This window comes from Pseudomonas sp. Xaverov 83 (genome assembly GCF_019352905.1).
GTDB lineage: Bacteria > Pseudomonadota > Gammaproteobacteria > Pseudomonadales > Pseudomonadaceae > Aquipseudomonas > Aquipseudomonas yamanorum.
This window is the reverse complement of the sequence record NZ_JAAAFU010000084.1, coordinates 1-12,105: the sequence shown is the minus strand read 5'-3', so window position 1 is coordinate 12,105 and position 12,105 is coordinate 1. Positions and strand designations below refer to the sequence as shown.

The 12,105-nt window shown below is 63.0% G+C and carries 9 protein-coding genes; 1 reads left to right on the top strand and 8 read right to left on the bottom strand.

All coding sequences use genetic code 11. From position 1 onward, the window contains the following. Nucleotides 1–150: 150 nt before the first annotated feature. Nucleotides 151–921 (bottom strand): APH(3')-II family aminoglycoside O-phosphotransferase, encoded by a 771-nt coding sequence (locus tag K0H47_RS28360; protein ID WP_177026589.1) that lies wholly within the window; start codon nt 919–921, stop codon nt 151–153. Further along, the gene (locus K0H47_RS28355) at nt 896–2,434 is read right to left on the bottom strand and encodes an MFS transporter (protein WP_257626761.1); all 1,539 of its coding nucleotides are present in this window, start codon (nt 2,432–2,434) and stop codon (nt 896–898) included. Before K0H47_RS28355 ends, K0H47_RS28360 begins: the two co-directional genes overlap by 26 nt. A gap of 105 nt (nt 2,435–2,539) precedes the next feature. Here K0H47_RS28355 and K0H47_RS28350 point away from each other — a divergent pair, with 105 nt between their 5' ends. After that, nucleotides 2,540–3,463, top strand: coding sequence for a LysR family transcriptional regulator (locus tag K0H47_RS28350; RefSeq protein WP_218264529.1), 924 nt, complete (start codon nt 2,540–2,542; stop codon nt 3,461–3,463). On the opposite strand, the gene K0H47_RS28345 is transcribed toward K0H47_RS28350, so the two are convergent. From K0H47_RS28345 to kdpF, 6 genes are all read right to left on the bottom strand, one after another. Continuing rightward, the gene (locus K0H47_RS28345; RefSeq protein WP_010166411.1) at nt 3,423–4,115 is read right to left on the bottom strand and encodes a response regulator; all 693 of its coding nucleotides are present in this window, start codon (nt 4,113–4,115) and stop codon (nt 3,423–3,425) included. The two genes, K0H47_RS28350 and K0H47_RS28345, sit on opposite strands and share 41 nt — an antisense overlap. Beyond that, nucleotides 4,112–6,763: a sensor histidine kinase KdpD gene (locus K0H47_RS28340; protein WP_219273984.1), complete on the bottom strand. Its 2,652-nt coding sequence runs from the start codon at nt 6,761–6,763 to the stop codon at nt 4,112–4,114. Before K0H47_RS28340 ends, K0H47_RS28345 begins: the two co-directional genes overlap by 4 nt. 129 nt (nt 6,764–6,892) lie before the next feature. Further along, nucleotides 6,893–8,965 carry a potassium-transporting ATPase subunit KdpB gene (gene kdpB, locus K0H47_RS28335; RefSeq protein ID WP_219273983.1) on the bottom strand — a complete coding sequence of 691 codons (2,073 nt, stop codon included), beginning with the start codon at nt 8,963–8,965 and terminating at the stop codon, nt 6,893–6,895. A gap of 11 nt (nt 8,966–8,976) precedes the next feature. Further along, complete coding sequence (gene kdpC / locus K0H47_RS28330; protein ID WP_219273982.1) at nt 8,977–9,636, bottom strand: K(+)-transporting ATPase subunit C; 660 nt, start codon at nt 9,634–9,636, stop codon at nt 8,977–8,979. Between the two features lie 10 nt (nt 9,637–9,646). Continuing rightward, a complete protein-coding gene (kdpA, locus tag K0H47_RS28325) occupies nt 9,647–11,353 on the bottom strand; it encodes a potassium-transporting ATPase subunit KdpA (RefSeq protein WP_219273981.1) in 1,707 nt (568 codons plus the stop codon). Nucleotides 11,354–11,460: 107 nt separating this feature from the next. Beyond that, nucleotides 11,461–11,559, bottom strand: a complete 99-nt coding sequence (gene kdpF, locus K0H47_RS31520) for a K(+)-transporting ATPase subunit F (protein ID WP_003219423.1) — start codon at nt 11,557–11,559, stop codon at nt 11,461–11,463. Nucleotides 11,560–12,105 lie beyond the last annotated feature (546 nt).

Genomic DNA, 12,105 nt, shown 5'->3' with positions numbered 1-12,105 from the left:
TCAGTCGGTTAGAATACCGGCCTGTCACGCCGGGGGTCGCGGGTTCGAGTCCCGTCCGCTGCGCCATATTCGGTCACCTGGAACGCTGAACGCCAGGTACCACGGAAAGCCCGCTCATTGAGCGGGCTTTTTGCTGTCTGGGGTTTGGGTTTAGAAGAACTCGTCCAGCAAACAGTAGAACGCGATGCGCTGCTCATCGGGTTCGACGCCGTATTGCTCGAAGAACGGCGCCACCCAGGCCGCTCCGAGATTGCGCTCGATGCTGCGGGCCGCGAGTGCAAGGTCCTGATAACGGTCACTGATGCCCAGGCGACCGCAGTCAATGAAACCACTGAAGTGATCGCCCTCAGCCATGAAGTTTGGCAGGCAGGCATCGCCGTGGGTCACCACCAGGTCATGTGCGGTGGGGCGGGTCGACAGCAGTTCGGCGAACACATCCACGGCGGTTCGGCCCAGGCGTTTATCGTCGAAGTCGGTCTCGTCAACCAACCCTGCGTTCACACGATTACCGGCGGCCGCGATACGGTGTTCCAGTGAGTGGTCGAACGGGCACTGTGCAACCGGAACCTGATGCAGGCTGCGCAGTGCGCTCGCCACCAGGGCAATGACCTGCGGCGCAGACAAGTCGCTGGCGCTGGCCAGATCCTGCCCGGGCACGGCGGTCATCAGCAGCCAGTGACGATGGTTTTCCGTCAGCTCATCCAGCACGCCAGGCCCTGGCAGGTTCCATTGCTGGAGCCAGCGCAGCCGCTCGATCTCGTCGGGCAACTCGGCGTGTGGGCCGATGGGCTCGGATTTCAGGAACAGGTCCTCACCGTTGTCACGGAGCAGGCGGAAGACGTCGGCTCCCGACTCGCCAATGGTCTGTGGCTCGATGAGGGCGTTGGGGAATTGGTCACGCCATTTTTTTGGAATAGTCATGCGCGCATTCTTCCATTTTCTTCATATCGCTTCCATCCGCCGCCCCCTGGCGCCGTAAAAACACAAAGACCACCAAGGACGTGACCAGCGTGAAACCAGCCAGTAGTTGTAGCAATGTGTTGAACCCGGCTGTGTAGGCCGCTCGCAATTCGGCCAGTGGAATTATTGTGCCGGCCTGCAGGATATCGCCCATCACCAACGCCTGGGCAACCACCGAAACATCCGCCGCTGCGCTTCCGCGCAAGTGGTGCGCAACCAACGCGCCCAATACCGCCATCGTGATCGCCAGCGCCACGCCTTCACTGGCCACGCGGGTGGTATTGAAAATCCCCGCCGCCATTCCCGCACGCTCCTTGGGTACCACGCTGATCGCCAGGCCATCCATCAAGCCCCAGGGCAGCCCGGTGCCGATCCCGATGACCAGCATCGCAGCGACAGTCTGCCCAGGCTGGTCGGCCAGGCTTAATCCCCACAGGCCCAACGCCGCGATCAGCAAGCCAATAGCACACAACACACCCGCCGGCAGCCAGCGGGTCAGCGACGCGGCGATCATCGGCACCACCAGCATCGGTGCCGATAACGCGAGCATCATCAACCCCGCGTCCAGCGCGCTGGCGCCTTCCACACCGATAAACCGCAGGGGCAGCAACACGATCAGCACGATGTAGCAGTAACAGGTACCGATCGGCAGGAGCTGCACGCCAATAAAACGCGGGAAGCGAAACAGCCGTAGCTCCAGCATCGGTTGGCTGGAGCGGTTTTCGACGAGGACAAACACCAGCAAAGACACCGCCGCCGCGATCAGCAGGGCATCAACCAGCGGCGACGTCCAGCCGTGCTCCGGCGCGAGGATCACCGCCGTGGTCAGGGCCACCAGCATCGCGGAAAACGTCAGTACACCAGCGGTGTCCAGCCGCAGCGCTTGCGGGTCGCGGCTTTCACGCATTTTGGGCGCGGCAAACAGCAGCGAAATACCGGCCAATAATGCAGTGCCGAGAAAAATCGAGCGCCAGCCCCAGTGTTCGATCAGCACCCCCGACAGCAATGGCCCAAACGCCAGGCCTGCACCAAACGTTGTGCCTAGCAAGCTGAAGGCGCGGGTGCGGGCATGGCCGTCAAACTCCTGGGCCAGCGCCGCACAGCCACTGGCCAGTGCCGTAGCTGCCGCGACGCCCTGCACGCCACGCAACACATCCAGCCAGAAAATTCCCGGTGCCACTGCCAGCAGTAAGGAGACCAGGGTAAACAGCGCCATGCCCCACAAGAACAGACGCTTTCTCCCATACAGGTCGGCGAGGGTGCCGGCGGCCATCAACAGGCTGCCGAAACTCAGCATGAACGCGTTGGTGATCCACGCCAGCTGGCTTGGCTGGGCAGCAAATGCCTGGCCGATAAAAGGCGTGGCGACGGCGCCGCCAGTGAAGCTCATGGGCAATACCAGGGCGGCCAGGCAAATCGCGGCCAGGATGGAATATCGGCCATGGGCGGCCACAGATTCGGTTGTCGTGTTCATAGGGGCATTCCCGTGAGTCTGAAGACTAAAAGACTCTAATCAGGATGCAATCAAGGATAAACGGGCTTACATTCCGTTCATAGCGGACTGTATGGATGTAATGACGTGACCGATAACTTGAGCGGCGTGATCGCCTTTGTGAAAACGGCAGAGGCCCTGAGTTTCACCGGTGCAGCCCGGGCGATGGGGATTTCCGCCTCGGCGGTGGGCAAGAATGTCGCCAAGCTTGAGGCGTCACTGAGTGTGCGGCTGTTGCACCGCAGCACCCGCAAGGTCAGCCTCACCGCCGAAGGCCAATTATTCTACGAGCGCAGTCGGAAAATTCTCGACGACCTGCAAGACGCCCGCGCCATGCTTTCCCATGCGATGCAGGCACCCCGGGGCAAACTGCGGGTCAGCCTGCCCACCATCGGTTATCGCTTTCTCTTTCCGCACATGATGGCGTTCCGCAAAGCCTACCCCGAGATCGAACTGGAGCTGGATTTCAACGACCATCTGGTGGATGTGATAGAGGAGGGCTTCGACGTGGTCATCCGCAGCGGCGGCCTGGCGGATTCGACCCTGATGGCCCGCAAGCTGGGGCCGTTCAGATTTGTACTGTGCGCATCGCCCGAGTACCTGCGGGCCAACGGCCGGCCAAAGTCCCTGAGCGACTTGGAGCATCACCCGTGTTTGCGTTACCGCTTCGCCACCACCGGAAAAATCATGGACTGGACCTTATCCGCCAACCCGGCCATCACCCAATTGCGCCTGCCCACCGCCCTGACTTTGAACAATATGGAAGCCATGCTCCGGGCTGCGATGGACGGCCATGGCATTGCCTACGTGCCGGACTTCCTGGCCCGCGAAGCACTCGCCGAGGGCCAGCTGGAAACCGTGCTCGACGGCCATTCCGATGACCAGGGTCAGTTCTGGGCCCTGTGGCCATCCAGCCGGCACCTCTCGCCGAAAATTCGCGTGTTTGTCGATTTCGCCTCCGCGCATCTGTTCACAAGCCCACCAGTCGGTAGCCCACCTGCAACTCGGTGATGAAGTACTGCGGCTGGGCCGGGTCGGCCTCCAGCTTCTGCCGCAGATGCGCCATATGCACCCGCAGATAGTGGGCGCGGTCCACGTAGTCCAGTCCCCACACTTCAAGCAATAACTGCCGATGGGTGAGCACCCGGCTCTGCCCGCGAATCATCGCGCACAGCAGGCGGTATTCGATGGGCGTCAGGTGCACCGGCAGGCCTTGGCGCCACACTTCATGGGTCGCCAGGTCCACCTCAATCTCGCCAAATGCCACCTTGCTGGTGGCCGCCACGGTGCCGGTTTGCCCGTGCCGACGCAGTTGCGCACGGATGCGCGCCAGCAACTCGGGCACGCCGAAGGGTTTGGTCAGGTAGTCATCGGCGCCGGCGTCCAGGGCGGCGACTTTTTCCTCTTCGCGATCCCGCGCCGACAACACCAGGATCGGCACCGCCAGCCATCCCCGCAGTTCGCTGATCAACTGTTTGCCGTCGCCGTCCGGCAGGCCGAGGTCGACGATCACCAGGTCCGGCTGGCGGCTGGAGGCGTGGATCAACGCGCGCTTGACGCTGTCGGCCTCGAACACCTGGAAGCCCTCGTCCTGCAGGGCGATGCCGACAAAACGGCGGATATTGGCCTCGTCTTCAACAATCAGAATGCGTGCAGTGCTCATAGGGCGTCCATTGGGGGCGGAGTACCCGCCGGTAAAGTGATGACGAAATGCATGCCGCGCTCGCTGCCGGGCATGGCTTCGATGCGCCCGCCGTGGGCTTCGACGATGCGTTTGGCCAGGGCCAGCCCCAGGCCGATCCCGGCGACCGAGGACTCCTGCTGGCCACGGGCAAACGGTTCGAACAGATTGGCCGGCGCGCTGCCCGTGCCGGTGTCGCTGACTTCCAGCAGGATGTTGTCCGAAACGGCGCGTGCGGCCACGGTAATGACCGTGCCCGGCGGGGTGTACTTGGCGGCGTTGTCCAGCAGGTTGACCAGCACCCGTTCGATCAGCAGCGCATCGACTTCCACCAGCGGTAATTGCGGGTCCAGCGTCGTATTCACCACATGCCGGGCCAGTGGCTCACGCAACTGACGCAGGGCGCTGCCGACGATCTCTTCCAGCAAATGCCATTGCCGGTTGAGCCGTACGCCGCGCTCTTGCATGCGGGCCATGTCCAGCAGGTTTTCGATCAGGCGTTGCATCGAGGTCGCCTGCTCATGAATCCCGTGCAGCAACTCGGTCAGCGGGCCCGGCGGCGCATGGGGCAGGGCGGTGTCGGCGGCGCCGATCAGTGTGGTCAAGGGCGTGCGCAAGTCGTGGGAAATCGCCGCGAGCAAGGTGTTGCGCATCTTCTCGCCTTCCATCTGCACCAACGTGCTTTGCGCCACTTCAACGAAGTGCACGCGCTCCAGGGCAATTGCCAGCTGGCTCATGCAGGCTTCCAGCAGACGACGTTCTTCGGGCTCGTTGAGGCGTTCGCTTTGCGCCAGTTCCAGCACCAGCACGCCGCGCACGCGCATCGGCGCCTTGAGCGGCAGATAGCACCCCTTGGCGGCGGACAAGGTGTCGGTGCCCTGGCCGGCGGACTGGCCGTGGTCGTAGGTCCATTGGGCGATGCTGTCGTCGATCGGCAGCCCACCTGCGCCCACGCTGTGCACGCCATCGGCGGCGTCCGGCAAGGCCAGGCCGACCAGTGCCTCGAACACACCGCTGAAGGTGCGCAGCGCCACTTCGCTGATCTGCTCCACGGTCAAGGCGGCCGACAGATCCCGGGCCAGGCGTGCCAGGGACGTGGCGCGGCGTTCTCGCGCGGCGGCGGTGCGCGCTTCGTGGCGCAGGCGCGCGGTAAGTTGCCCGGTGATCAGCGCGATGCCGAGCATCAACGCGAAGGTGAAGAAATACTGGGTGTCGTTGACAGTAAACGAGTAGCGCGGCTGGACGAAAAAGAAGTCGAAACACAGCACCGCGAGCATCGCTGCCCACACGCCGGGGCCGCGTCCAAACCGCAGGGCCACCAGCACCACCGTGAGCAGGAACAGCATCACCACGTTGGCCAGGTCGAACACCTGAAGCAGCAGCGCGGCGATGGCGCTGGCGGTGAAACAGGCGAGGGTGGCCCAGAGGTAGGCCAGGGTCCTGCCGGGGGTTGGCGTGGGTTTTTCAATGGCAGGAACAGTGCCCGGCAATACGCCGTGGGCAATCACGATCTGGTCGATCTGCGGATGGTGCCGGCTGATCCGGTCGCCCACCGACTGGTGCCAGAACCGCCATGGCCGGCGCGGATGATGGCCGAGCACAAGGCGATTGGCGTTGTGTTCCCGGGCGCAGGCGGCCAGCGCTTCGGCGACGTCCATGCCCGGTAATGTTGCGGTGTCGGCGCCAAACTCGCTGGCCAGAGCCAGGGTTTTCATCGCTGTGAGGTAACGCTTAGCGCCGCGCCCCTGGGCGGAGGCGACGTGCACCACGATCCAGTCCGCCTCGAGCTTTTGTGCCAGACGCGCGGCTTCGCGCACCAGACGCTCATCGCCGGCGTCACCGGCCACGCCTACCAGCAATCGCTCGCGGGCGGGCCACAGGGTCTTGATCGACTGTTCGCGGCGGTACACGCGCATCTGCGTGTCGACCCGGTCGGCGGTGCGGCGCAGGGCCAGTTCCCGCAGGGCCAACAGGTTGCCCTTGCGAAAAAAGTGCCGCGAAGCGCGCTCGGCTTGGGGACCCAGGTACACCTTGCCGTCCTTCAAGCGTTGCAGCAGATCATCCGGCGGCAGGTCCACGACGACCACTTCGTGGGCGTTGTCGAACACGTGGTCCGGTACGGTTTCCCGCACGCGAATGCCGATGATCCCACTCACCAGATCGTTAAGGCTTTCCAGGTGCTGGACGTTGAGGGTGGTCCACACATCGATGCCGGCGCTGAGCAGTTCTTCCACGTCTTGCCAGCGTTTCGGGTGGCGTGAGCCGGGCACATTGCTGTGGGCCAGTTCGTCCACCAGCAGCACGGCGGGATGGCGTTGCAGGGCGGCGTCGAGGTCGAATTCGGTGAGGGTAAAGTCACGGTGCACACGGTGGGCGCGGGGCAGTTGTTCGAGGCCGTTGAGCAGGTCGGCGGTTTCCTGGCGGCCGTGGGTTTCCACCACGCCGGCGAGTACGTCGCGCCCCAGGCTGAGTTCCCGTTGCGCCGCATCGAGCATGGCGCAGGTCTTGCCCACCCCGGCGTTGGAGCCGAAGTAGATACGCAGTTTGCCGCGCAAGGCGGCCTGTTCTTCCTGCTGGACCCGGGCGAGGAGGGCGTCGGGGTCGGGGCGTTCTTCGTTTAATGCGGGCATGTCATTCCTGGTCAATGCGGTTCAATTGTGGGAGCGGGCTTGCTCGCGAAAGCGGTGTATCAGTGACAGACGAGTTGGCTGACACTCCGCATTCGCGAGCAAGCCCGCTCCCACATTGGATTTGCGGTGCTACACGAGATCTAACCCGGTCAGTACCATGTCAATCAGCTTGATCCCGGCAAACGGCACCAGCACCCCGCCCAGGCCATAGATCAGCAGGTTGCGATTGAGCAATGCCGCCGCGCCAATCGCCCGGTAGGTCACGCCGCGCAGTGCCAACGGAATCAGCGCCACGATGATCAACGCGTTGAAAATCACCGCGCTGAGAATCGCCGAGTTGGGGCTGGTCAGGTGCATCACGTTCAGCGCGCCGAGCTGCGGATAGGTCGCGACAAATGCGGCCGGGATGATCGCGAAATACTTCGCCACGTCGTTCGCCACGCTGAAGGTGGTCAGCGCGCCACGGGTCATCAGCATCTGCTTGCCCACCTCGACCACTTCGATCAGCTTGGTCGGGTTGCTGTCGAGGTCGACCATGTTGCCGGCCTCTTTCGCCGCCTGGGTGCCGCTGTTCATCGCCACCGCCACGTCGGCCTGGGCCAGTGCCGGGGCGTCGTTGGTGCCGTCGCCGGTCATGGCCACAAGCTTGCCCTGGGCCTGGTAGTCGCGGATCAGTTGCAGCTTGTCTTCCGGGCGCGCCTCGGCGAGGAAATCATCCACGCCGGCTTCCACGGCAATCGCGGCGGCGGTCAGGCGGTTGTCGCCGGTGATCATCACGGTCTTGATACCCATGCGCCGCAGTTCGGCGAAGCGCTCCTTGATGCCGCCCTTGACCACGTCCTTGAGCTCCACCACGCCGAGTGCTTTGGCCCCGTCCGAGACCACCAGCGGGGTGCTGCCGCGTCGTGATACTTCGTCGACCTTGGCTTGCAAGGCTGCCGGAAAGCTCCCACCCAATGCTTCGATATGACTGCGGATGGCATCCGCCGCGCCCTTGCGAATACCACGGCCTTCGGGCAGGTCGACGCCGCTCATGCGGGTTTGTGCAGTGAAGTGCACAAAGCTTGCGCCGAGGGCGTTGATGTCCCGCGCACGGATGTCGAACTTCTGCTTGGCCAGCACCACAATGCTGCGGCCTTCCGGGGTTTCGTCGGCCAGGGATGCGAGTTGCGCCGCATCGGCCAACTCGGCTTCCTTGACCCCTGGTGCCGGCAGGAAGCTGCTGGCCTGGCGGTTGCCCAGGGTGATGGTGCCGGTCTTGTCCAGCAGCAACACGTCGATGTCACCCGCCGCCTCTACCGCACGACCAGAGGTGGCGATCACATTGGCCGACATCATGCGGCTCATGCCCGCCACGCCGATGGCCGAGAGCAGGCCGCCGATGGTGGTGGGGATCAGGCACACCAGCAGCGCCACCAGTACCGTGGCGCTGATCACGCTACCGCTGCCACTCATGGCCACGGCGAAGATCGAGTACGGGCTCAGCGTGGCGATCACCAGCAGGAACAACAGGGTCAGGCCCACCAGCAAAATCGTCAGGGCGACTTCGTTGGGAGTCTTCTGGCGCTTGGCGGATTCGACCATGGAAATCATACGGTCGAGGAACGACTCCCCCGGGTTGACGCTGATGCGCACCACCAGCCAGTCCGACAGCACCCGCGTGCCGCCGGTGACCGAGGAAAAGTCGCCGCCGGCTTCGCGGATCACCGGTGCCGATTCACCGGTGATTGCGCTTTCATCCACCGAGGCCACGCCTTCGATCACTACGCCATCGAGCGGCACCAGGTCGCCGGCTTCGATCAGCACCACCTGGTCCTTGCGCAACAGCGTCGCTTCGGTCGGCAGCCACGCCGCGCCGTGCTTGGGTTGCTGCAGCAGCTTGGCCAGGGTCTGGCGTTTCATCCCCCGCAGGCTGGCGGCCTGGGCGCGGCTACGACCCTCGGCCAGGGCCTCGGCGAAGTTGGCGAACAGCACGGTAAACCACAGCCACAAGCTGATGCTCAGGATAAACCCGCTGGGGGCTTCACCCTGGCCGCCGAGGGACTGGAACCACAGCAGCGTGGTGAGGAGGCTGCCCAGGTACACCACGAACATCACCGGGTTTTTCCACTGCGCCTGGGGCAGCAGTTTCTTGAACGCGTCCCCGCAGGCGGTGAGCACGATGGCGCGGTCAAACAGAGGTAAACGAGCATTCTTGATCATGGGGGAATCTCTTACTCACTGGCCGCAATGGGGGGCTGGCGCACAGGCAAGCGGGCGTCCAGCGCGAGGTTGAGTTGCAGCACATTGACTCGTGGTTCGCCGAGCAAACCGAGGGTGCGTTCCGCGGTGTTTTCGTTCACCAGTTGCAGCAGATCGGCTTCGGGGATCTGCCGCAGGCGGGCGACCCGGGCCAGTTGGATGCGCGCGTTGGCCACGGAGATATGCGGGTCCAGGCCGGAGGCGGAAGCGGTGACCGCATCCACCGGCACCTGGGCGTCGGCGGCGAGGCCGTTGTCCTGGCGGTAGGCTTTAACTCGGGCTGCAACCTGGTCTACCAGTTTCTGGCTGGTAGGACCCAGATTGCTGGCGCCGCTGGAGCCGGCGTTGTAAGGCTGCGACACGCTTTTGCTCGGGTCTTGGGGGTCTGCGCCGAGGGTCATGCTCGGGCGGCCATGGAAGTACCCGGGCTGGGTGAAGTCCTGGCCGATCAACGCCGAGCCGATCACCAGGCCGTCGCGTTCAATCAGCGAACCCTGGGCCTGGAACGGGAACAGCAACTGCGCGGCAAAGGTGGTGAAGATCGGGTAGGCGAGGCCGGTCAGGGCCATGAAAAACACCGCCGAAACCAGCACCGGGCGCAACAGCCCTTTGAATATCGATTGAGTCGTCATCAACGTGTCCTTAGTTGTACGTCTGGCCGGACAGCAACTGCAGTTGCTCCACCAGCGGGCCGAGCGCGAGGGCCGGCAGGAAAGTCAGGCCACCCACCACCAGCACCACAAACACCACCAGCACCATGAACAACGGGGTGGCGGTGGGGATGGTGCCGGCGCCGGCAGGCACGGTCTTTTTCAACGCCAGGGAGCCGGCCACGGCGAGCATCGGCAGCATGGTGAAGAAGCGCCCGACCAGCATCGCGAGGCCAATGGTGGTGTTGAAAAACGGCGTGTTGGCATTCAACCCGGCGAACGCCGAACCGTTGTTGGCGGTGCCCGAGGTATAGGCGTAGAGCACCTCGCTGAAGCCGTGGGGGCCGAGGTTATTCAGGCTGGCCATGGTGTCGGGCCACAGGGCGGCGAGGGCGGTAAAACCGAGGATGCTGATGGGGTGCGCGAGCACCGAGAGCATCACCAGTTTCATCTCCCGGGCCTCGATCTTCTTGCCGAGAAATTCCGGGCTGCGGCCGATCATCATGCCCACCAGAAACACCGTCAGCAGCGCGTACTGGATCAGGTTGATAAAGCCCACGCCGTCGCCGCCGAACACGCAGTTGAGCATCATCTGCGCCAGGGGCACGAAGCCGCCCATGGGGGTCAATGAGTCATGCATCGCGTTGACCGAGCCGGTGGTGGCCGCAGTCGTGGTGGCGATAAACAGGCTGCTGTCGGCAATGCCGAAACGCAGCTCCTTGCCTTCCATATTGCCGCCGCTTTGCTCGATGGACAGCGTCTGGTTGGCACCGGCCTGGGTCAGCAACGGGTTGCCGTTTTGCTCGGCGCCATACACCAGCGCGAGAAAGCCGATGAACATCACCAGGAAGGTGCCGAAAAATACCCAGCCCTGACGGCGTTGCAGCAGCATGCTGCCGAAGGTGTAAGTCAGCGCCGACGGGATCAGCAACATGCTGAGGATGTGCAGGGCGTTGGTCAGTGGCGTGGGGTTTTCGAACGGGTGCGCGGCGTTCATGCTGAAGAAGCCACCGCCGTTGGTGCCGATATGCTTGATCGATTCAAAGCTCGCCACCGCGCCGACAATCAACTGTTGCTGCGCGCCTTCAAGCGTTGTAGCCAGGGCTTGGGAGGCAAAGGTCTGGGGAATGCCTTGCCACACATACACCAGTGCCATGCCCACGCACAGCGGCAGCATCACGCGGTACAGGGTGCGGGTGAAGTCGACCCAGAAGTTGCCGATATCCGCCGAGCTTGAGCGGCTCAAGCCACGGATAAAACCCGCTGCGGCGACCACGCCCGAGGTGGCGCCGACAAACATCAGGAACGTAATCACCGCCATCTGGCTGAAGTTCGACAGGCTGGTTTCGCCCGAGTACGCCTGCCAGTTGGTGTTGGTGATAAAGGACGCGGCGGTATTGAACGCCAGGTCCGGGGTTTGCGCGGCCAGCCCGAGCGGGTTGATCGGCATGACGGCTTGCAGCCGCAGGATGGCATAGCCGAGCAGCATCATCGCCGCGTTCGACAGCAGCAGGGCCGAACCGTAGCGGGCCCAGCTCATGGTTTCCAGCGGGTCGATGCCCAGCAGGCGATAGGTATAACGTTCCGGCAGGGCGTGGCGGGTTCCGGTAAAGACCCGGGTCAGCCACTTGCCCATCAGCACGGCGAGCCCGGTCATCAACCCCAGGACCAGCGCAAATTCCAGCAAAGTGCTTAGCATGTCGAGGCTCCGTTCAAATCTTGCCCATGGCGACAATGGCCATGGCTGTCGTGGCGAAAAACACCAGGGAGAGGCCTACAAAAATCACGTCGTACATGGTGGGCTCCCTAGAACTTTTCGGCGCGAATGAGGGCATAGCCCAGATAAGCGAACAGCCCGACGGCGCATAGGCCACTGGCGATATAGATGAACTTGAGTGTGAGCACGGTGGAACTCCCCTGATTAATAAGCCGCGATTGCGGACGCGGGGAGGTTAAGAGGTTGGGTATCAAGTTCGGGCACTGATTTTGGGCGCGGGTATTAAGACGGTGTATAGAGGGGGTTGGGGTGGGCGAACGGAAAAAAGGGATAGCCCGGGGGTGGGGTATCCCTTGAAACACTGGGGTTCTGCTGCTTTTGATGATCAGCTTATTTGGCTTTCTTTTTCTTTGAATCGCGGGTGGCGAGTTGTTCGAAGCAAAAGGCGGCGGCGCCGAACAGGGCGATCATTGAGAGGACGATCATGCCTAAAGTTGAACTTTCCACGATGACTTCCTACGGGGGTTATTGGTGTGGAGTTCACAGTAGTGGAGGGGGGATTAGTTGCTCAATAGAGACGACGTAAACGTTATGGCTGGGGTTGAATCTATACGGAATCTTTACGTGGTTGTTGTGTGTATATCCGTTTTTTAGGTAACGGCTACTTATGGTTTCGCTCTTACAGCGAGTCACTTTGCAAAAGCGGCAAAGTAACCAAAACGCTCTGCCCCGCC